The organism is Tenacibaculum agarivorans (genome assembly GCF_001936575.1).
GTDB lineage: Bacteria > Bacteroidota > Bacteroidia > Flavobacteriales > Flavobacteriaceae > Polaribacter > Polaribacter agarivorans.
In genome coordinates this window covers 20,143-41,223 of sequence record NZ_MSMP01000003.1, presented here as the reverse complement: position 1 = coordinate 41,223, position 21,081 = coordinate 20,143, and the positions used below count along the sequence as shown (strand labels likewise).

The 21,081-nt window shown below is 29.4% G+C and carries 21 protein-coding genes; 14 read left to right on the top strand and 7 right to left on the bottom strand.

Annotated elements, in window-relative coordinates:
• Positions 1–135: 135 nt before the first annotated feature.
• Both BVC87_RS02915 and BVC87_RS02910 read left to right on the top strand, forming a co-directional pair.
• A complete protein-coding gene (locus BVC87_RS02915; RefSeq protein WP_075340854.1) occupies positions 136–2,727 on the top strand; it encodes an endonuclease in 2,592 nt (863 codons plus the stop codon).
• Between the two features lie 119 nt (positions 2,728–2,846).
• The gene (locus tag BVC87_RS02910) at positions 2,847–3,203 is read left to right on the top strand and encodes a hypothetical protein (RefSeq protein ID WP_143569703.1); all 357 of its coding nucleotides are present in this window, start codon (positions 2,847–2,849) and stop codon (positions 3,201–3,203) included.
• Here the strand turns inward: BVC87_RS02910 and BVC87_RS02905 are convergent.
• Genes BVC87_RS02905 through BVC87_RS02885 form a run of 5 tightly spaced genes read right to left on the bottom strand, consistent with a single transcriptional unit; the run spans position 3,200 to position 8,270 of the window.
• Entirely contained in the window at positions 3,200–4,153 is a 954-nt protein-coding gene (locus BVC87_RS02905) for an AAA family ATPase (RefSeq protein WP_075340852.1), read from the bottom strand. The two genes, BVC87_RS02910 and BVC87_RS02905, sit on opposite strands and share 4 nt — an antisense overlap.
• The gene (locus BVC87_RS02900) at positions 4,154–5,533 is read right to left on the bottom strand and encodes a peptidylprolyl isomerase (protein WP_075340851.1); all 1,380 of its coding nucleotides are present in this window, start codon (positions 5,531–5,533) and stop codon (positions 4,154–4,156) included.
• A complete protein-coding gene (locus BVC87_RS02895; protein ID WP_075340850.1) occupies positions 5,496–6,362 on the bottom strand; it encodes a hypothetical protein in 867 nt (288 codons plus the stop codon). Before BVC87_RS02895 ends, BVC87_RS02900 begins: the two co-directional genes overlap by 38 nt.
• 13 nt (positions 6,363–6,375) lie before the next feature.
• A complete protein-coding gene (locus BVC87_RS02890) occupies positions 6,376–7,983 on the bottom strand; it encodes a peptidylprolyl isomerase (protein ID WP_075340849.1) in 1,608 nt (535 codons plus the stop codon).
• Positions 7,984–7,988: 5 nt separating this feature from the next.
• On the bottom strand, positions 7,989–8,270 hold the full coding sequence (locus BVC87_RS02885; RefSeq protein ID WP_075340848.1) for a DUF493 family protein: 282 nt from the start codon (positions 8,268–8,270) through the stop codon (positions 7,989–7,991).
• 113 nt (positions 8,271–8,383) lie between these two features.
• On the opposite strand from BVC87_RS02885, the gene BVC87_RS02880 reads away from it, so the two are divergent.
• The 5 genes from BVC87_RS02880 to BVC87_RS02860 all read left to right on the top strand — a co-directional run bounded on the left by BVC87_RS02880 (position 8,384) and on the right by BVC87_RS02860 (position 13,086).
• Entirely contained in the window at positions 8,384–8,914 is a 531-nt protein-coding gene (locus BVC87_RS02880; RefSeq protein WP_075340847.1) for an AAA family ATPase, read from the top strand.
• Between the two features lie 2 nt (positions 8,915–8,916).
• Positions 8,917–10,800 carry a RecQ family ATP-dependent DNA helicase gene (locus tag BVC87_RS02875; RefSeq protein WP_075340846.1) on the top strand — a complete coding sequence of 628 codons (1,884 nt, stop codon included), beginning with the start codon at positions 8,917–8,919 and terminating at the stop codon, positions 10,798–10,800.
• The gene (gene fmt / locus BVC87_RS23650; RefSeq protein ID WP_200799157.1) at positions 10,801–11,745 is read left to right on the top strand and encodes a methionyl-tRNA formyltransferase; all 945 of its coding nucleotides are present in this window, start codon (positions 10,801–10,803) and stop codon (positions 11,743–11,745) included. It begins immediately after the preceding gene.
• A gap of 184 nt (positions 11,746–11,929) precedes the next feature.
• Positions 11,930–12,202 carry an HU family DNA-binding protein gene (locus BVC87_RS02865; RefSeq protein WP_075340845.1) on the top strand — a complete coding sequence of 91 codons (273 nt, stop codon included), beginning with the start codon at positions 11,930–11,932 and terminating at the stop codon, positions 12,200–12,202.
• Between the two features lie 113 nt (positions 12,203–12,315).
• A complete protein-coding gene (locus BVC87_RS02860) occupies positions 12,316–13,086 on the top strand; it encodes a pentapeptide repeat-containing protein (protein WP_075340844.1) in 771 nt (256 codons plus the stop codon).
• A gap of 41 nt (positions 13,087–13,127) precedes the next feature.
• On the opposite strand, the gene BVC87_RS02855 is transcribed toward BVC87_RS02860, so the two are convergent.
• On the bottom strand, positions 13,128–14,291 hold the full coding sequence (locus BVC87_RS02855) for a THUMP domain-containing class I SAM-dependent RNA methyltransferase (RefSeq protein WP_075340843.1): 1,164 nt from the start codon (positions 14,289–14,291) through the stop codon (positions 13,128–13,130).
• A 273-nt stretch (positions 14,292–14,564) separates the two neighbouring features.
• Between BVC87_RS02855 and BVC87_RS02850 the strand changes: the two genes are divergently transcribed.
• The 7 genes from BVC87_RS02850 to BVC87_RS02820 all read left to right on the top strand — a co-directional run bounded on the left by BVC87_RS02850 (position 14,565) and on the right by BVC87_RS02820 (position 20,669).
• Positions 14,565–15,290 (top strand): SAM-dependent methyltransferase, encoded by a 726-nt coding sequence (locus BVC87_RS02850; protein ID WP_075340842.1) that lies wholly within the window; start codon positions 14,565–14,567, stop codon positions 15,288–15,290.
• Positions 15,287–15,973, top strand: coding sequence for a ZIP family metal transporter (locus BVC87_RS02845; protein ID WP_075340841.1), 687 nt, complete (start codon positions 15,287–15,289; stop codon positions 15,971–15,973). The genes BVC87_RS02850 and BVC87_RS02845 overlap by 4 nt, the downstream gene beginning before the upstream one ends.
• A 123-nt stretch (positions 15,974–16,096) precedes the next feature.
• Complete coding sequence (locus BVC87_RS02840; protein WP_075340840.1) at positions 16,097–17,245, top strand: trypsin-like serine protease; 1,149 nt, start codon at positions 16,097–16,099, stop codon at positions 17,243–17,245.
• A 1-nt stretch (position 17,246) separates the two neighbouring features.
• Positions 17,247–17,699, top strand: a complete 453-nt coding sequence (locus tag BVC87_RS02835; RefSeq protein WP_143569702.1) for a hypothetical protein — start codon at positions 17,247–17,249, stop codon at positions 17,697–17,699.
• Positions 17,700–19,487 (top strand): tetratricopeptide repeat-containing sensor histidine kinase, encoded by a 1,788-nt coding sequence (locus BVC87_RS02830; RefSeq protein ID WP_075340838.1) that lies wholly within the window; start codon positions 17,700–17,702, stop codon positions 19,485–19,487. It begins immediately after the preceding gene.
• Between the two features lie 58 nt (positions 19,488–19,545).
• The gene (locus tag BVC87_RS02825; RefSeq protein ID WP_075340837.1) at positions 19,546–20,187 is read left to right on the top strand and encodes a response regulator; all 642 of its coding nucleotides are present in this window, start codon (positions 19,546–19,548) and stop codon (positions 20,185–20,187) included.
• A 77-nt stretch (positions 20,188–20,264) separates the two neighbouring features.
• Positions 20,265–20,669: a hypothetical protein gene (locus tag BVC87_RS02820; RefSeq protein WP_075340836.1), complete on the top strand. Its 405-nt coding sequence runs from the start codon at positions 20,265–20,267 to the stop codon at positions 20,667–20,669.
• A 4-nt stretch (positions 20,670–20,673) separates the two neighbouring features.
• Here the strand turns inward: BVC87_RS02820 and BVC87_RS02815 are convergent, their stop codons facing one another.
• Positions 20,674–21,036, bottom strand: coding sequence for a cupin domain-containing protein (locus BVC87_RS02815; protein ID WP_075340835.1), 363 nt, complete (start codon positions 21,034–21,036; stop codon positions 20,674–20,676).
• Positions 21,037–21,081: the final 45 nt, after the last annotated feature.

The window sequence follows — 21,081 nt, the reverse complement described above, 5'->3', positions numbered from 1 at the left end:
ATTTTTTCTAATGATTTTCCACTTGATTTCTTTTTGTTAATAACTTAACGATAATTAACTGTTTGTTAATGTTTTATTAACATATTCAACTGTTATTTGTTAACGACTAAAAAACTTAACCCAAACTTTTAATCAATGAAAAAATTTTTTCTCATTGTAACACTGATTACCTCACTATCAGTGTTCAGCCAAATTCCATCATATTATAATGATGTAAATTTAAATCTTAGTGGTCAATCACTTAAAAATGAACTTGCCACAAAAATAATCAGTACACATAATAATTTTTTAAGCTATACGCCAGGTGTATGGAATGCTTTAAAGCAAACTGATTTAGATCCTAATAATTCTTCTCGTGTTTTATTAATTTATGGTTGGGATGATTCAGATTCTAATATAACTAATGATAGAACTAGAGGAAGAGATGCAAATGGTGGTAGTTCTGGAGACTGGAATAGAGAACATGTATACCCTAGATCTTTAGGAAATCCAAATTTAGGAAGTTCTGGTCCTGGATCTGACGCGCATAGTTTACGACCTTGTGATGGTTCTAGAAATTCTTCAAGAAGTAATAGAAAGTTTGCTGCAGGTAGTGGAGCAGCTTCTTATATTACTCCTCAAGGTCACTGGTACCCCGGTGATGAATGGAAAGGTGATGTTGCAAGAATGATGATGTATATGTATTTACGCTACGGAAATCAAACATTACCAACTAATGTGGGAGTAGGAAGTACTGTAGCTACAGATTCAAACATGATCAGTCTATTCTTACAGTGGAATGCCGAAGATCCTGTTTCAGATTTAGAAAAGCAGCGTAACCCTATTTTAGCACAAGAACAAGGAAACAGAAATCCTTTTATTGATAATCCTGCTTTTGCTACTCAAATTTGGGGTGGTCCACAAGCTGAAGACCTATTTAATACAGGCGGTGGCTCTACTGATACACAAGCTCCTTCTATACCTTCAGGTTTAATAGCTTCAAATATTTCTCAAAACTCAGTAGATTTAACTTGGAATGCTTCTACAGATAATGTAGCTGTAACAGGTTATAATATATACAATGGAACAACTCTTATTAACACCACATCTTCAACATCTTATAATGTAACTGGATTAACTGCTGGTACTTCATACTCTTTTAGTGTGAGAGCTTTTGATGCTACTGGTAATGTATCTGGAAATAGTAACAGTGTAAGTGTGACTACTACCTCTGGAGGTACTGGTGGAGGAACAGGAACTACAACAGAATTAATTATCTCAGAGTATGTTGAAGGTTCATCTTTTAATAAAGCTATTGAAATTGCTAATTTTACAGGTAGTACGGTTAACTTATCAGGATATTCATTACAGAAAACTACCAATGGTAATAATTCTTGGGGTAGTACATTGAATTTATCTGGACAATTAGCTAACGGTGAAGTATATGTAATAGCACATTCAAGTGCATCATCAGCTATAACAAGTAATGCCAACCAAACAATTAGTGGTGGTGTAGTAAATTTTAATGGAAATGATGCTGTAGCTTTATTTAAAAATAGTTCTATTATTGATGTTGTTGGTACTTCTAATAGCAGCTCTAATTTTGGTAAAGACGTAACTTTACGTCGTAAATCTTCAATTACTTCTCCTAATACATCTTATACAACTTCTGAATGGGATTCTTTAGCTAATAACACCTCTGATGGATTAGGTACACATAGTGTAGATGGTGGTGGAAGTGGTCCTGGTCCAGACACATTAGCCCCATCTCCTCCTTCAAATTTAGGAGCATCTAATACTACACAAACTTCAGTTAACTTAAGTTGGTCTGCTTCTACGGATAATATAGCTGTAACTGGTTATGAGGTATTCAGAGGATCTACTAGAATTACTACTATAACCAACACTAATTATAATGTAACAGGATTAACAGCCAATACTACGTATACATTTACTATAAGAGCTATTGATGCTGCAGGAAATGTTTCAAATTCTAGTAATGCTATTACTGTTACCACACAATCAGCAACAGCAGTCTATTGTAGTTCTAAAGGAAATAGTACCAATTATGAATACATTGACAACGTAACAATTGGTGGTATTTCAAATAGTACAGCTGCAAACGGAGGATATGGAGATTTCACAAATTTAACTGGTAATTTATCTTTTGGTAGTAATACAATTATTGTTAGCGCTGCTTTTGTTGGTTCTCCTTATACTGAATATTGGAAAGTTTGGATAGATTTTAATCAAAATGGTACTTTTGAATCAGGTGAAGAAGTAGTGTCTGGTTCATCGTCTAGTGCTGGAAATTTATCATATACTTTTACTATTCCAAACACAGCAAAAACTGGCGCTACAAGAATGCGTGTATCTATGAAGTGGAATGGAGCACCTACAGCATGTGAAACTTTTTCATATGGAGAAGTTGAAGATTATACTGTAAACATAGGAACTTCTTCAAGGAATTCTAATACTTCAACTCCTATTCAAATAGATGAAGAATTAAGCAATGAAGAACCAATTTTTAAAGCTGACATTTATCCTAATCCAACTACAGACTTTATAAATATATCTTTAAGAGATGCTAGAGAAGCTACTTTTAAAATCATGAACTATGTTGGACAAATTATTAAAGTTGGAAGTACAGATAAAGCAATTGATGTTAGTAGCTTTACTCAAGGGATTTATATACTTGAAATAAGTGATGGACAACGCTCTTTTACTAAAAAGATTATTAAAAACTAAACTTTTCAATCGTATGGAATATAAACTCGGGATTTTAAAATTCCGAGTTTTTTTATATAAAAATTAATTTTCAACGCAACCATACAGATTAAATGATATCTTATTGAAAAGAATAAACCATGAGATATATCTACAGTTTTTTATTTATCATCTTTTTTTTGTCTTGTTCAACATCTGAAAGTATAGAAGGAGAAATAAGAATACGACTTAAAAATAATAGTAATATTACCTTCGAAAACGCTACGTTTAATGAAGTAAATTTTGGTAACCTCAAACCTAATGAAACATCTGATTACAAAGCATTTGAAACATCTTATAGTTATGGTTCAGTGAATATTACTATTGAAGGACAACAGTATGGTTGGATGCCCATTGATTTTGTTGGTGAAACTCCATTGGAATCTGGTAATTATACATTTGAGTATAATTTTAATGAAACTACCAAAGTTTTAACTGATAAGTTGGTAAAAGATTAAAATAAAGAAGTAATTACTTCTTTAACTGTAACTCCCTCTGCTTCTGCTTTATAATTTTTAACGACCCTATGTGAAAGTATAGGGATTGCTACTGCTTGAACATCTTCAATATCAGGAGAGTATTTTCCATTTACTGCTGCATTAGCTTTAGCTGCTAAAATTAAATTCTGTGAAGCACGCGGACCAGCTCCCCAATCAATATATTTTTTAACTAGATCTGTAGCATTTTCAGATTTAGGTCTTGTTTTTCCTACTAAAGAAACAGCATATTCTACTACATTATCTGCAACAGGTATTTTTCTAATTAATTTTTGGATTTCAATGATTTCGGAAGCACTAAATAAAGCGTTTACTTTTTGATTAAGCTCAGCTGTAGTGTTTTTAACTACTTGTACTTCTTCTTCAAAACTAGGATAATCTAAATTAATAGAAAACATGAAACGGTCTAACTGAGCTTCTGGTAAAGGATATGTTCCTTCTTGCTCAATTGGGTTTTGTGTAGCTAATACAAAAAAAGGTAAATCAAGTTTATAATGGTTACCGGCTATTGTTACTGAACGCTCCTGCATAGCTTCTAATAAAGCTGCTTGAGTTTTAGGCGGTGTTCTATTGATTTCGTCTGCTAAAATAATGTTAGAGAAAATAGGTCCTTTTATAAATTTGAAATTTCTAGTTTCATCTAAAATTTCACTTCCAAGTATATCAGATGGCATTAAATCAGGAGTAAACTGTATTCTATTAAATCCTAATCCTAACGCATCTGAAATAGTATTTACTAGTAGCGTTTTTGCTAATCCAGGCACACCTATAAGAAGAGAGTGTCCTCCACAAAAAACGGATAACAACGTGAAATTAACCGCTTCTTTTTGACCAATAATTACTTTACCTATTTCTTGTTGTAACTGTGTATATTTAGTTACTAAATTATTTACTGCAGTAACGTCTGACATTTATTGATTATCTTTTTTCCAATTCGCTTTAAAGTTACACTTTTTATAATTACTTCCAAGCTTAATATAAGTTTCTAATATCTTATCTTTTGACCATTTTGTGATTGTTTCTTCTTTTTTCTTCGTTAAAGCTAATTGTTGAACCTTTACATAATCTTCTACTAGATCTGCTTTATGCGTATTGGTTCTTTCTTTCATAAAGATGAGTTTATACATCTTCTCTCCTGCTCTAGTTTCATCATAAAAAACTTCAGATAATTCTCCTTTTTGTAGATCATTAATTCTACCATAAAGTGCAGGATCCATTCTTGTCAAATCAAAAGTAGTTTCACCTGTATAAGGATTAACAATTAATCCACCACTATTTTTTGTTTCTTTATCTTCAGAATATTTTCTTGCGGCTTCATCAAATTTAATCTTTCCTTCAGCTACATCTATTCTTATACTATCAAGCTTTTGCTTAGTTTCTTCTAGTTTTTTATCACTAATTTCTGGAGTCATTAATATGTGTGATACATCTCTAGCATTTCCTTTTATTTTATTCAACAAAACAATATGATAACCAAAAATAGTTTTAAATGGTTCAGAGATTTGACCTTCATCTAAAGAAAAAGCTACTTCTTTAAATTCTTTTATAAAAGGACTATCTTTAGTGATCGGTCCCATATTACCTCCATTTCTACCTACAGATGGATCATCAGAATTGATAATAGCTTTTAATTTAAAACTAGCACCATCTACTTCAATCTCCTTTTTAATTTTATTTAATTTGTCAATGATTTCATTGTTCTCTTCTTCTGTAGCTTCAGCTCTTAATACTATCTGAGCTAATTGTACTTCAGCAGGAAATTCAGGTAGTTCTTCTTTATCTTTTAATCCGTTAAAATACAAACGAACTTCTTCTGGAGTAACATCTATATCTTCAGTAACTTTTTGTTGTTCTTTCTCTATAAGTAAGTTTTCTTTTTGAACTCGTCCTAGTTCTTTCTTTAAATCTTTAACGTCATTAAAACCATATGCTTCAACCACCTTATCTTCAGAACCATATTCCTGAGTAAAAAAAGCTATACTTCTTTGTACTCTAGAGTCAATTTCACTTTGAGAAACTACTACACTATCTACAACTGCGTGATGTGCTAGTAATTTTTGTTGCATTAATTCTTCTAACATCTCGCAATCTGAGATTTGAACCTTACCCTCACTTCTTAACTCAACCTCTTGTTTAAACTTCTCTATATCAGAATCTAAAACAATGTTTTTACCAATTACTACTGCTACACCATCAATTTTATTTTCCTGAGCACTACTCAAAAAAGGAAGTAACCCTAAAATTAGTACACTACTAATACTCTTTAAACTCATTGTTTTTAATTGCATCATTAATCAACGTTTTTTCTATCTCTCTAACTAACTCTATCTTACGCTTGTGTAAAATAAGTTGTTTAATGTTGTTTTTAATATAACTTATAGGAGCAATGTCATTTCTTTTTAAAACTCCATTCACAGCGACCAAATATACTCCTAAACTATCTTCTTTTTGAATGAATTTGGATTTTTTTAACAAATTTTCTTTCTTTTCATATCTAAAAGGCGGAATTTTAAGTAAAAATTTATCATAAGTAATCCATGTAGAATCTCTTAACTGATAATCTTTAAAATTAATAGTTAAATTCTCCAGCTCCTCTAAATCTTCAATTTCACTTGACTTGAATTTTTTAATTGCTTCTTCCTTATCTAAAAAATCTTTTCCAAAATAAATGAACTTTATTTGTAATAGCTCTTCATTTAATCTAAAATTCTCTTTATTTCTTAAATAATATTGAGCAATTGATTCATCAGAAATAATAGTATCTAATTGCTGATTGATCAAACTCTCCTTATAGTCATTGATATATAAACTCTCCTTATAGTCTTTTACCAACTGATCTATTTGATTACTTTGACCTTCAGATATGTTATTTTCTGCTTTTTGAAGTAATAATTGTTGTTTTGCCCAAGTTGTAATAAAACTTTTAATCAAAACTAAACTGTCATTTTTAGCTGTACCCTTTGGTACTATACCATCTACATCAGATAAATATAGCTTTGCCTCTCCCACAGAAGCAACTATAGGTTCATTACGTTTTTGTGCCCCCTCTGAACGTAATAGATTGATTTTATCACATGAAAAACAAGCAATTATACTACATATATAAATTACTTTTTTCAACCTCGATTTATTATTATTGATTATACGATTTCTTTATTTTTTTGAGTGTTCTTTTATTTATTTTGATTGTATTTTCTTTTCTTAAACTAGCAATCCAGTTATCTTCTAAATCTTTTTGATAATCATTGATTACTTCTCCTCTAACCTTGTCTAATTCTTCCCCTTTGTATTTGGCTTTATTCGTTTCAAAATACGTTTCTAATTCTTTTGTGTTATTTTGTGACTTATCCCAAATTTTAAGCTTCATTAAATCGAATAATAGTAAACCATCTTTATATTCTTGAAGTGTATATTTGTATTCAGGGTAAATATTTTCTAAATCATCTTTGTAGTAAGAAAGTATCTCTTCATTTTGAAATTTTTCCCATAAATCATCAAAAGGAATATATTTTTTATTCTCTATGTAAGTTACAAAAGATTTTAGCGGTATTTGCTTTTCTTTTATAGTTATAACTGGAGCGCTTAACTTTTCACTACTCAAAGTAGTATTTTCTTTATTATTTTTAACTAAATCAATCAAATTTTGATCAAATTGAGGCTTATATTTAGTTTTTAAATTACTAATTAACTTTTTAACTGACAGATTACCTCTATTACTTGTTCTGATTCTTTGCTGTAATTCAGGCTCTAACTCTTCAAAAGTTTTTACCGGATAATTTTTAATTAATTTCACTATATGCCAGCCAAATCTTGTTTGAAAAGGCTTACTTACTTCTCCTTCTTTTTGTAAATTTAATACTGCTTTTTCAAAAGGTAAAACCATTCTTCCTGAACCAAATTTTGGTAGTTTACCTCCATTACTTGCTGATCCTTTATCATCAGAAAATTTCTTAGCTAAATCTTCAAACGAAGCCCCTTTTCTAATCTCATTATATAAAGAATCTATGATAGATTTAGCATTAGACTTATCATTTCTGATTAAAATATGAGCTGTTTCAAATTCTCCTTTAGATTTTCTTTTATCTGTAACTTTTAAAATATGAAATCCAAATCTAGTTTTAAATGGCTCTGATACTTCTCCTACTTTGGTTTTGTATGCAGCTTCTTCAAACGGATATACCATTCTGAAAGCAGAAAAATATCCTAAATCACCTGCATTTACTTTAGCGGAAGGATCATCGGATACTTCTTTTGCTAATTTTTCAAATGATTCTCCTTTGGCAATTCTATCCTTAACATTTTGTAGTTTTTGTTTGATAGATATAGAATCATTATGTTCACCTTTTTTAGAAAAAGAGATTAATATATGACTTGCTCTAACTTCATTAACTGTTCTTTCGTAAGCTTCTTTTAATAATTTTTGTTTGAATTCATCATCATGAAGATACGGAGTCATTAACTGGTTTTTATACGAACTCAGTTCACTCTTATATAATTTAGAAGTATCTAGTTTAAGTTTATATGCATCAATTAATTTTAGTTTATAATTGATAAAAAGGTCTAAATTTTTATCAATATCCTTATCCTCTTCTTTTATTTGATCTAAATTCTTCTCGTAAACTCTCTTAAATTCAGAAACATAAACAGGCTCATTATTAATAGTTAATAATACTTGTTTTTTTTGTGCAAAAACAACTCCTGCAAACAGGAAAGAGATAATAAAAGTTGATAGTGTTTTCATAAGTTTTACAATGATATAATACCTTCAATATTTTCGGCTTTTCTGTAATAGGAGATTACTTCATCAACATCAGTAACATCAATATGTATAGAAACACTGGTGTATTTCCCTGATCTTGATTTTCTTGTGTTAATTACAGCACCGCCTTTAGTAAACAAATCTTGAACTTGTTTAACTTGAGTTTCTTTAGAAGGAACGATAAATTTATATAAATATTTGGTTGGAAAATTCGTAGTATCTGTTAATTTCTCTCTTAAACTTTCATAAAACGCTTCTCTATCTGACATAAAATTCTTCTATATTGCTTTAAATTTTGTGTATTGGATTTACCTTGACAAAAACTGAACACAAAATTACACTATTTATTAAATTTAACTACTTAAACTAGTATTTTTGCTACATGCAACAAAAAATTGTTTTTATAGGGGGACCAGGAACGGGTAAGTCTTCTGTTTTACGATATTTAAAAAGACAAGGGTTTACATGTATGCCCGAAATTTCCAGAGAGGTTACTAAACAAGCACAAAAAGAAGGAATAGATCAGCTTTTTCTTACAGACCCTATTTTATTCAGTACCAAACTATTAGAAGGAAGAGAAAAACAGTATATTGAAGCTGAAAACACAAAAGATCGTGTGATCTTTTTCGATAGAGGAATTCCAAGTGTTTATGCTTATATGAGATATTTTAATACCGAATTTCCAGACGTTTTTATAGAAAAAAGTATACAATATAAATACACAAAAATATTTCAATTTTTACCTTGGAAAAAAATATATAGGTCCGATAATGAACGTTACGAAACTTTTGAACAAGCAGAAGTTATTAGTACTTTTTTATATGATGCATATTCAGAATTAGGATATGAAATTATTAATGTACCTTTTGATAGTGTAAAGAATAGAGCAAATTTTATTTTGAGTCATTTATAACAATGAAACAACCGAGCGAAATATTAAAAAAATATTGGGGTTTTGATACCTTTAGAGCTCAACAACTTGAAATTATAACCGCTGTTTTAGAAGATAATGATGTCATTGGCTTATTACCCACTGGAGGCGGTAAATCTATATGCTTTCAAGTACCCGCGCTACTTAAAGAAGGTATTTGTGTGGTAATTTCACCTTTACTCGCTTTAATTAACGATCAAATTCAAGGGCTTTCTAAAAAAGGAATTAAAGCACTACAAATTCCTTCTGGGAGTTCTATAGATGAAATTGTTCGAATTTTTGACAACTTAAAGTACGGAGACTATAAATTCTTATATCTATCTCCAGAAAGAATTCAATCTAAACTCATTCAAGAAAAACTAAAAGAACTCCCCATTTCTTTTTTCACTGTAGATGAAGCGCATTGTATTTCTGAATGGGGGCATGATTTTCGTCCTTCTTATGCTAAATTAGATATTTTAAAAACACTAAAACCTGATGCTAAAATAATAGCCTTAACTGCCACGGCTACTAAAAAAGTGATTAAAGATATTGATGAAGTATTAACTTTAGAAAATGTAATCACTTTTAAAAAATCATTCTATAAAGAAAATTTAGGATATCATGTTTTGTTTACTGAAGATAAATTATACAAACTAAAACATATTTTCTTAAAACAAAATGTTCCTGCTATAGTATATGTAAACTCCAGAAAAAGAACTATTGAAATATCAAACTATTTAAAATCTAACGGTTTTAAAACTTCATTTTATCATGGAGGCTTATCAGCAACTGATAAAGAAACTGCATATAAAAATTGGATGAGTAATACAACTCCTATTATTATAGCAACCAATGCTTTTGGTATGGGTATAGATAGAGCTGATGTAAAACTTGTGATACATTATGATATTCCGAGCTCAATTGAAAATTATGTTCAGGAAGCAGGAAGAGCTGGTCGAAACAATGAAAAATCTTTTGCAATAACCCTAACAAATTTAAGTAGTTTAAAACACCATTATGAATCTTTTAAAAATAGTCAACCTACTATTGAAGATATAAAATACATTCATAAAAAGCTTTATCAATACTTTCAAATAGCAAAGGGAGAATTAATTCCTACGGGATTTGATTTTGACATTTATAAATTCAGTAATACATACGAAGTATCTCCCAAAAAAGTATTTAATTCTTTACAAATATTGCATAATTTTGGGATTATTGAAATCAATAATTTTAGTCAGAAAAAATCCACAATTCAATTTTTAATTCATCATGCCCAACTTATTAAGTATAAAGAAGCAAATTATAAAAAAGTAAAATTTATAGATCTGTTACTTAGAATGTATGGTGGTTTATTTGAAAAAGAAATTGCAATAAACGAGTTTAAAGTTGCAAAAAAATTAGGAGTCACTTCAAAAACGATTATTGAACTCCTTAATGAATTGCATAACGATGAAATTATACAGTATCAAACTCCTTCAAAACACAGTGAGTTGTATTTTCTACATCCTAGAGAGGATAATCATACAGTAAATAGGCATGCAAAAGAAATAAAAATACATCTCAAGCGTAAATCCAAAAGACTTAAAAGTATTATTAAGTTTGCACAAAATAATACCCTTTGTAGAAATATTCAGCTTTTAGAATATTTTGATGAAAATGGAGCTAAAAAATGTGGTATTTGTGATGTATGCATGCGAGAAGAAAAAATTAAAAATGTCTCTAATGATATTTTAGAATTGATAAAAACACATCAAGAGGTTTCTTCAAGAGATATCTGTTTACAATTAAATTATAAAGAACGAGACATTTTGATACATTTGCGAAAATTACTAGCTGAAGAAAAAATACAGGTAACAAATTATAATACTTATTTACTAACCTAGATGAAAGACTTACGAATTGTATTTATGGGAACTCCAGATTTTGCAGTTACCATTTTAAAAACATTAGTTGAGAAAAACTATAATATTGTTGGAGTAATTACTGCTCCGGATAAACCAGCTGGTAGAGGGCGAAAATTAAACGAATCAGCTGTAAAAAAATATGCTGTTTCTCAAAATTTAAAAGTATTACAACCTAAAAACTTAAAAAGTGAAGACTTTATTGAAGAATTACAGAGTTTACAAGCTAACTTACAAATAGTAGTAGCTTTTAGAATGTTACCTACTGTAGTTTGGAAAATGCCTGAATACGGTACATTTAATCTACACGCTTCCCTCCTACCTGAATATAGAGGTGCAGCTCCTATTAATTGGGCTATTATAAATGGAGAAACAAAAACTGGTGTTACTACTTTCTTTATTGATGATAAAATTGATACAGGAGAAATTATACTTCAAAAAGAAATACAAATAAAAGAGGATGAAATTGTTGGACAATTACATGACAAATTAATGTATTTAGGAGCCGATTTAGTAGTTGAAACTGTAGATTTAATTGGTAAAGGGGAAGTAAAAACAAGTAAACAACCGGAATTAGAAGAAAAATCAGCTCCAAAGTTATATCCTCATAACTGTAAAATAGACTGGACAAAATCACTTGATGAGATTTACAACCATATCCGTGGATTAAATCCTTATCCTGCTGCTTGGACTACTATTAAAAGTGGAAATGAAGAAATTACTGCTAAAGTTTACGGTGTAGAAAAACAATTTGAAACTCATGAATATCAAATTGGAAAAATACTGACTACAAAGAAAGAACTCAAAGTTGTAGTGAAAGATGGATACCTTGTAATTAAAGAGATTAAGCTTTCTGGTAAGAAAAAACTTGATATTGTAAGTTTATTAAACGGTTTCTCTTTCGAATCTGAAGCAACGGTTCTGTAGCCCTTTATTCATGAGGGATTTGGAGTTTTTGGGCTTTTTTATGTGTGGTTATTAACAAATCAATGCTATTTATTAACAAATGCCTTGTTTTTTGAGGTACGCACTTGCACAATACCCCATTAAATCTATATTTGTTGAGCATTTATGCAAAAAATTTATTAATTAATTTTAAAATCTATAAATTATGAACAAGTCTGAGTTAATCGACGCAATGGCTGCTGACGCAGGAATTTCTAAAGCTGCTGCAAAAGCTGCATTAGATTCTTTAACTAACAATGTAACTAGCGCTTTAAAGAAAGGTGATAAAGTTGCTTTAGTTGGTTGGGGTACTTGGTCTGTTACAAAGAGAGAAGCAAGAAACGGAAGAAACCCTCAAACTGGTAAAGAAATCCAAATTCCAGCGAAAAACGTTGTGAAGTTCAAGGCAGGTGCTGGTTTAAGCGATTCTGTGAACTAAAAAATCAAAAATCGAACAGTATACGAAACGTCCAATTCATTTTGGGCGTTTTTTTATTGTAACAATCTAAAAATGCTTTAGTCTTTATGATAAAATGAGTAAATTTAAGTATCATGAAAAAAATCTTAATATTAGCCCTCCTTATTATATCTGTTTCGCTGACAGCTCAGAAAAAAGTATATGCAAGTGATCTTTTAAAAGACATTGCTGATGGAAAAAATGTAAGTATTAGTAATGCAACTATTGAAGGTATCTTAGACCTTACATATATGGACGAAGCATTACCTAATTTACCAAAACGAAGAAAATGGTGGAATAATGGAGGATCAAACACTGTTGAAAAACAAATCAGAGGCGAGATTTTATTTTTTAATTGCACATTCACTGATGATGTATTAGCTTACATTCCTCATGAAGACAGCGGGTATACCTTTATTGCTAACTTTGAAAGCAGTGTAGCTTTTAAAAATTGTACGTTCGAAAGAAAATCGATGTTTAAATATTCTGATTTTGAAGAGAATGCAGATTTTAGTGGAACCAAATTTTTAGACGATAGCACCTTTAAATATGCAAATTTTTACAGAAATATTTCTTTTGAAGGTACTCATTTTGACGAACCTGCAACATTTAAGTATGCGAAATTTAAAAGATTTGTAAGTTTTGCAAATTCTAAATTCAGTGAAACGGCTGTTTTCAAATACACTGAATTTAAAGATGGTGTATCATTTAACAATACTCAATTTAAAGAAGATTTAAACATAAAATATATGAAAGTATCTGGTGAGTTTGATATTAATAATATGGTTGTAAACTATGATATAGATTCAAAATACACCAGAATAAACGGAAAAAGTTTTAGTAAATACCTATTTAAAAATAGATAATAGAAAGACATTCCATTTAACAACACAACAAAAGAAAGTTACTATTCAGTAACTTTTTTTGCTTTTTTACTGCCTTCGTATAATTCGTATTTAACAAACTTACAATCTAAATCTCCATTTTTAATTGGTAATCTTCTAGACGTTCTTAATCCCACAAATTTTAATGCATCAAAATCAGATGTAATTAACCAAGCAGTTGAATTTGGATAACCATGTTTTAGGGTATCTCCTATTTTGCTATAGAATTCTTTAACATCAATACTTAGTCGTTCTCCATATGGAGGATTAAATAAAATAGTGGTTTTACCAAAAACTTCTTTCTTAGAATTAAAAAAGTTTACATGATGTACCCCTATAAATTCTTCTAGATTCGCATTAATAATATTCTGTCGTGCTTTTTTAACTGCTGAAGGCGCTTTATCAAATCCCATAATTTTAAAATGAGAATTGCGAATTTTTTTCAATAATGAATCTTGAATAATAAAATACAAATCTTCATCATAATCTTTCCAGTTTTCAAAAGCAAAATGTTTACGATTAATATTGGCCGGAATATTATTAGCAATCATTGCTGCTTCTATTAATAAAGTACCAGAACCACACATTGGATCTATAAAGTTTTCCTCTCCTTTATATCCTGAAAGTAACACCAAACCTGCAGCCAACACCTCATTTATAGGTGCAATATTGGTAGCGCTTCTATATCCTCTTTTATGTAATGATTCTCCTGAACTGTCCAATGAAATAGTCAACCATTCTTTATGAATATGCACATGAACTTTTACATCTGGGTATTTTAGATCCACATTCGGCCTTTTCTTAAACTTGTGTGTAAAATAATCAGCAATAGCATCTTTAGATTTTAAAGCAATATAATGAGAGTTAGAGGTAAAATTTCTGGAATATACAACGGCATCTATTGCAAATGTACCATCTACATCTAATAAGCGTTCCCACTTCACTCTTTGGATAGCCTCATATAAATCTTCTTCATCAAAAACTTTACTACGTTTGATAGGTTTTAAAATTCGAATAGCTGTTCGTAATGCTATATTAGCTTTGTATAAGAAACCTTTGTCACCTCTGAAATGTACACTTCTAACCGCTTCTTTTACATCTCTAGCGCCTAACTTTTTCAACTCATCTGCTAGTACTCCTTCTAAACCAGAAATTGTAGTAGCCACCATTTTAAAATCTTTATCCATGTGCTCAAATTGAAATGCAAAGATAGATCGAATAATGGAATGATTACAGGAATAAATGATTGAAAGCTTTCTCGATTTAAAAATAAAGAGAGTTTCAAGACAAAAAATTAGAAGTTAATTTAAAAAACCTATGAATAAAAGGCCCTATAACTCTTTAAAAATCATATTACTGAAATACATCTGTTCATATATTTACAGATTAAATATTAGAATCTTTTGATTTTTTAAATCACCAAACTGTAAGTTTTCATTACTTTTGCGTCCACATTAGTTATGGAGACAAAAGACTGGTTTACTTCTTGGTTCGATACAAGTTATTATCATACCCTATATAAGCATAGAAATGACACAGATGCTCAACTTTTTATGCAAAATATCACTTCCTTTTTACAACTTCCAAAATCAGCTCACATAGCCGATTTACCTTGTGGAAAAGGAAGGCATTCAATTTATTTAAATTCTTTAGGCTATAAAGTTACTGGAGGAGATTTAAGTAAGAATAGTATTGATTTTGCTAAGCAGTTTGAAAATGATTCCTTACAATTTGAAGTGTGGGATATGAGAAAACAATTGCAACATAAATACGATGCGATTTTTAACTTGTTTACTAGTTTTGGATATTTTGATGATGATACTGAAGATTTATTAGTATTAAAAGCTATGAAAAGCGGACTCAAAGAAAATGCTGTATTAGTTTTGGATTTTTTAAATGTAATTAAAACAGAAGCTAATTTAGTACAGCAAGAAGTAAAAACGATAGACGGAATTGAATTTCATATTAAAAGAGAAATAAAAGACGGTTTTATTTTAAAACATATCGACTTTTTTGCTGATGATACACAACACTCTTATACTGAAAAAGTAAAATTTTTAAGTATTGAAAAAATGAAGTCTTACTTTGAGCAAGTAGGCTTAAAAATTACACATACTTTTGGAGATTATGAGCTGAATCCTTTTGAGGAGCAAAGCTCAGATAGATTAATTTTAGTTGCTGAATGAATTACCTTTTATTAATAGGTGCTGTTTTTTTAGGTAGTACTTTTGTTTTTTTTATAAAACCAAATAAACTATTTACTAAGTTATTATTAGCTTTTAGTGGTTCTTACCTATTATCTGTGACAGTGCTTCATTTATTACCAGAAGTTTATGCTGACGCTAAAGATCATACACAGTTTCATACTATAGGTATATTAATCCTAATTGGTATTCTTATACAATCGGTATTAGAGTCTTTTTCTAAAGGAGCTGAACACGGTCATGTACATCTTTCCGAACAAAAAACATTTCCTTGGTTATTATTTGTGAGTTTATGTATCCATGCCTTTTCTGAAGGTTTGCCTATACATAATACAAATGCTAACCTTCTTTTTGCCATAGCAGTACATAAAATTCCTATTGCTGTGGTATTGACTTCTTTTTTCTTAAGTTCTAAATTCTCAAAAAAAACTACATTACTTTTTGTAGCTATATTTAGTATAATGAGTCCTTTAGGTTATTTTTTAGGCGAAAAAGTAGCTTGGTTTTCCACACATCACGATAAAATTTCTGCACTAATTATTGGTGTATTTTTACACATCTCCACTATTATTCTTTTTGAAACTACTGAAAATCATAAATTTAACATTCAGAAGTTCACTGCAATTCTTTTAGGATTCATCCTAACTGTGCTTACCATGCACTAAAAAACTTTCTTCCTTATATTTAAGTAGTTAAAATACCTAGTTGTAGGTAGTGATCTCACTCGTATTTTTTAGAGTTTTGGACTATAAATATATCACATCAACTAACCATTTAATATAATTACCATGACGGAACTTGAAGCTAATAACTATCTAAAAGATTATCAAACAGAAATTTTTGCAAAAAACATAAATGGAACTCCTTCATACGCAGCCGTTGTATTACATCCAGAAATTCCATTTGAATATGCAATTGAAATAGGATACAAAAATAGTACTATAACTAGTTTAATAGATAGGCTAAAATACTTATTGGTAAACGAAAATACTAATCAAATTATTATAGATGAAATAAAAAGTATCTCTAAAGAAGAAAAACAATTTAATACTGAAAAGGGAGATTTTAACGATAAAGAATATTATAATGATTTTGATAGTAAAATTATTAATGAATTAGGACAAATGACATTAAAATCTATTGGATTTTCAGAAAAAATATCAATCGAAATTATAAATAAAAACATATATATTAAGGAAGCAGGTGAAGTCAATAAATTATGTAAAAACAATAATAATCCTTCAGTTTACGCTCAAAAATATTTAGAAGGCGGTATTGGTATATCTCATTATAAAAGTTTTGAATTTGGAGGAACTCTAGGTGGAATATTCAAGATGCACAATAGTAATGATAATTATGCTATTACTAATGCTCATGTTTTTCATAAAGGTGATTGTAATGACAACAATAGTGCAATTGTACATCCTGCTAAAGGAGATGTAGGAGAAGAAAAAATCATAGGTAATATTTTTTGGATGATTGATGAAGGTAAGTTAGATGCTGGTATTATCAGACTAAATACTAATATGGAAGTAAAAAAATTTACTAGATGTGGAAAAATAGAACTTAAAACCCCTATTAAAGCTAGTATTGGAATGACTGTAAAAAAGTGTGGAAAGACTACTGAATATTCTGAAGGAGAAATTAAATCAGTAAATGCTACAATTGCATTTATGGATGGATTAAGGGGTAAACAAGTTTTTTATACTAATCAAATAATGACTACGTGTATGGCTGATAGTGGGGATTCTGGTTCTTTATTAGTAAGTAAATCAAATCATGTAGTAGGTTTAATTTTCGCAAAAACAACAAATAACACTGCCACTTTTGCCAATCATTTCCACGAAATCTTTAATCCATCATTAAATTTAAAAAAATGCCAGCCTAAAATTAGTTTTAAAAAATTTATTAATTTCAAAGACAATAACAATGACTAAAATGAAAATCATTACACCAGTTAAATTAGGAGATAAGAAAAATCCTTACCTACTTTACATTAATCTTGAAAACGCAAATGAACTAATCTATGGAAAATTTACTTCTTGGGATCGTGATCTTAAAAAAGCTACTGAAATAGAAATAATAACGAATACAGTCCCTAACTTTGAAATAACAGAAATTGAAACATTAAAAAAGAGGAAATGTAATAATAATGAAAAATGTAATGAATTTCAATTAAAGGCTAAACACGGAATTTCTACACCAGTTGGGAAAAAATTCAAAATAAACCCTCCTTGTGATTTTTCAAAGAATCAAGTAGTTATTTTACAGTTTTCTGATAAAGAAAGGTTAGAAGGCTTACATAAGAAAAAATTATGTCTTGACTGCTATTTTTATGATGGAATTATACCTGAAACTTCTAAAGGAAACATTATTGTCGGTGGAGATTAAATGAAAGTAGTCATAGAAAAAATCATATTTATATCAGTAATTTTTTTAATTACTGATTTTTTGTATTCACAAGAAAAAGATGTATTTAAGGATCTTTTGATAGCTTTTGATCATAATAACTTAGTACAAGTAGACAAAGAATTAAAAAAAATAGATACTACTACTATTACAAAATACGATAAGGCTGTCTGGTTATATTATTATTCTGATTTAAATTATAAGCTAGATAATCACGATATATCGTATAAAAATTTACTGATATCGTCCGAACAATTTAAAAAATTATCAAAAAATAAAGATGTTATAGATTGCTATCTTTTGATTTTATCAGTTCTTAGTCATCAAAAAAATATTAATATTGATGTTAGTAATATTATAACTAAAATAGAAAATTATGCTCTTGAAAATAATGATTCAATAGCTTTAAGGAGAATATACCACAGAATAGCTTCTAATTTTGTCAAGACTCAAAATCAATCAGAAGCTATAAAATACTACAGGAAAATAATCCCTATTGTATCTAAACTAAAAGATTGCGTAAGAATAGGATATTGTTATGAAAATATCGGTACTTCCTTCCAAACAATCCCTCCTAAAAACATTGATTCAGCTAGATTCTATACAAGAAAAGCAACTCCTTTTTATATAAAGTATAAAAAACTTAATATTCTTGCGTACAATTTTAATAATCGAGCAGAACAACTAAAATTACTAGGCAATTATAAGAAAGCGTTAAGCTATTACAAAAAAGCTGATTCTCTACCTTTAGATAGGCATAAATCTAAAACTAAACTTATTTTTTATGAAAATATAGCGGATACTTATCGTAAAATGAAGGATTACGAAAATGAAAATCTATACTTAAGAAAATATAATAAATTAAAAGATAGCATTAATGATAATGCACAAAATATAGCTATTGCAGACCTAGATAAAAAATACAAAACTGCAGAAAAAGAAAAACAAATTTTAGTTGAGCAACAAAAGAAAAAACAAAACAGAAACTTATTCCTTGGTACCTTAGCTTTTCTATGTTTAGGAGGAATCATAGCCTATTTAAACCTTAAAAACTCTCGTAAAAAGCGCCTACTTGCTGAACAGCAAAAAGAAATTGAGAAACAAAAGAATCTTACCTTACTCAAAGAACAAGAAATCAATACTATAAATGCCATGGTAGAAGGCCAAGAAAAAGAACGCATTCGTATTGCAGAAGATTTACACGATAATATAGGTAGTGTATTGGCCACACTAAAACTACATTTTGAGAATTTAAAACTCAATAGAGAAAAGAAACATTTCAATCAAGAAGAATTATATGATAAGACCGAAAAATTGATTGATGAAACCTATTTAAAAGTACGTAGTATTGCACATGCTAAAAATGCTGGTGTTATTGCCAATCAAGGTTTATTAGTCGCTGTAAAAATGATGACAGAAAAAATTTCTGCAGCACATCAATTACACATACAAATCATAGATTTTGGTTTAGAAAAACGATTAGACACCAATACAGAGATTACCATTTTTAGAATTATTCAAGAACTAACGACCAACATCATTAAACACGCTGAAGCCAAAGAAGCTACCATTAACATCTCTCACTTTGAAAACACTTTAAACATTATTGTAGAAGACGATGGAAAAGGATTCGATAAAGACAACGTTGAGTTTAATACTGGTATGGGATTAGGTTCCATCAAAAAGAGAGTCAATCATTTAGATGGTACTTTTCAAATAGACAGTATGCCTGATAGAGGAACTACAATTATTATTAATATTCCTGTGTAAATACCTATTTGTAAGTAAATAATCTTATTCATTCTTTGGTATATTTGAAATAAAAAGTATGATTACAATTGTGATAGCTGAAGATCATCAAATGCTTATTGACGGTGTAAAATCGTTTTTTGAGTATGATGAAGATGTGAATATCATTGGTTCAGTGAACAATGGAGAAGATTTAGTAAAGCTAGTCTCCTTAAAACAACCTAAATTAGTGATTACAGACATCCGTATGCCTAAAATGGATGGTATTGAAGCCACTAAAATTATAAAAGCTAAACTTCCACATATTAAAGTATTGGCATTAACTATGTTTGATCAACCTGATGCTATTAAACAAATGTTAGATGCTGGGGCTACTGGATATTTGTTAAAAAACTCTGGAATAAAAATGCTTTCTAAAGCTATAGTAACCGTAGCAAATGGAGAAACTTTTTTTGATCCTAATGTTGCCGTTAACTTTATGAATGACTACGTCGATACTAAAGTTACTATTGGTAAATCAGATAAAGTAGTTTTATCCAACAGAGAAAAAGAAATTCTACACTTAATTGCAAACGGTAAAACTTCAAAAGAAATTGCTGAAACCTTATTTATTGCCAAAACCACAGTAGATACACACCGAAAAAACATGATTCGTAAACTAAACCTAAACAGTGGTAACGAACTCGTTAAATACGCTATAGATAAGAAATATCAGTTTTAAATTACCTAATTGTAGGGATAAAAACCAGCTACTTTCCAACATACTTTTGAAATAACATTAACTAAAATTCAAATCGTATGTTTTTAATTAGTTTACAAGCATTTATACCGAGTTTCTTAGGAGCTTTAGGTCAAGAAATTTTGCATTGGTTTAATTTAAGTAGGGCTTTAGGAAATGATGTCAAAATTTTTAATTCTAAAATATATTGGGGAATTACAATCATCTCTATTCTATTTTTTGGAATCACTTCTAATTATATTGTTGATTTCATTAAAATTGATACTATTAATTCTAATACAAAACTTTTTCTAATAGGATTCTTTTATCCTGTAATTATCAAAAACTTATTAAAAGTGATTTCTAACCTTTTCAATAATAGAGGTAAAAACCTTGCCCCTATGAATCTTGATAAAAATATAGAAACGAGTAGTGTAAATTCCCGCAAGAAATTTAATGTGCTAGATTATCTAAAAAAGTACTAAAAATTTACTCCTCCCTATTCACAAAATCTATAGAAAATGCGGGTAAACAAACAGCTAAATACTCGCATTCTTCTGTAAAAGGATTAGAATATTGTACTCTTGTATTCTTTTCTATTTTAATAGATTGTCCAGCTTCTAAAACAACAGTGTCACCATCTATAATAAATTGCTTTTTCCCTTTAATTATATACGTATATTCATCAAATTCAGGAGTTTGAAAAGGTTCTGCCCAACCTGCAGGTGCTATCATATGGGCAATACTTACTTGTTTATTTCCGTCAGTAGCATTCCCAAAATGTTCTTCTATGAGTTTTCCATCCGTAGTAGGAACCACAAAAGGAGATTTCTGAATTGTATATTTTTTCATTGGTTCATAAAATTGTGTAACAAAAATAAAAAATGGAACACCAAT

Coding starts and splice junctions, on each gene's coding strand:
- BVC87_RS02915 (WP_075340854.1), top strand. CDS start 136: ATGAAAAAATTTTTTCTCATTGTAACACTGATTACCTCACTATCAGTG.
- BVC87_RS02910 (WP_143569703.1), top strand. CDS start 2,847: ATGAGATATATCTACAGTTTTTTATTTATCATCTTTTTTTTGTCTTGT.
- BVC87_RS02905 (WP_075340852.1), bottom strand. CDS start 4,153: ATGTCAGACGTTACTGCAGTAAATAATTTAGTAACTAAATATACACAG.
- BVC87_RS02900 (WP_075340851.1), bottom strand. CDS start 5,533: ATGATGCAATTAAAAACAATGAGTTTAAAGAGTATTAGTAGTGTACTA.
- BVC87_RS02890 (WP_075340849.1), bottom strand. CDS start 7,983: ATGAAAACACTATCAACTTTTATTATCTCTTTCCTGTTTGCAGGAGTT.
- BVC87_RS02885 (WP_075340848.1), bottom strand. CDS start 8,270: ATGTCAGATAGAGAAGCGTTTTATGAAAGTTTAAGAGAGAAATTAACA.
- BVC87_RS02880 (WP_075340847.1), top strand. CDS start 8,384: ATGCAACAAAAAATTGTTTTTATAGGGGGACCAGGAACGGGTAAGTCT.
- BVC87_RS02875 (WP_075340846.1), top strand. CDS start 8,917: ATGAAACAACCGAGCGAAATATTAAAAAAATATTGGGGTTTTGATACC.
- fmt (WP_200799157.1), top strand. CDS start 10,801: ATGAAAGACTTACGAATTGTATTTATGGGAACTCCAGATTTTGCAGTT.
- BVC87_RS02865 (WP_075340845.1), top strand. CDS start 11,930: ATGAACAAGTCTGAGTTAATCGACGCAATGGCTGCTGACGCAGGAATT.
- BVC87_RS02860 (WP_075340844.1), top strand. CDS start 12,316: ATGAAAAAAATCTTAATATTAGCCCTCCTTATTATATCTGTTTCGCTG.
- BVC87_RS02855 (WP_075340843.1), bottom strand. CDS start 14,291: ATGGATAAAGATTTTAAAATGGTGGCTACTACAATTTCTGGTTTAGAA.
- BVC87_RS02850 (WP_075340842.1), top strand. CDS start 14,565: ATGGAGACAAAAGACTGGTTTACTTCTTGGTTCGATACAAGTTATTAT.
- BVC87_RS02845 (WP_075340841.1), top strand. CDS start 15,287: ATGAATTACCTTTTATTAATAGGTGCTGTTTTTTTAGGTAGTACTTTT.
- BVC87_RS02840 (WP_075340840.1), top strand. CDS start 16,097: ATGACGGAACTTGAAGCTAATAACTATCTAAAAGATTATCAAACAGAA.
- BVC87_RS02835 (WP_143569702.1), top strand. CDS start 17,247: ATGAAAATCATTACACCAGTTAAATTAGGAGATAAGAAAAATCCTTAC.
- BVC87_RS02830 (WP_075340838.1), top strand. CDS start 17,700: ATGAAAGTAGTCATAGAAAAAATCATATTTATATCAGTAATTTTTTTA.
- BVC87_RS02825 (WP_075340837.1), top strand. CDS start 19,546: ATGATTACAATTGTGATAGCTGAAGATCATCAAATGCTTATTGACGGT.
- BVC87_RS02820 (WP_075340836.1), top strand. CDS start 20,265: ATGTTTTTAATTAGTTTACAAGCATTTATACCGAGTTTCTTAGGAGCT.
- BVC87_RS02815 (WP_075340835.1), bottom strand. CDS start 21,036: ATGAAAAAATATACAATTCAGAAATCTCCTTTTGTGGTTCCTACTACG.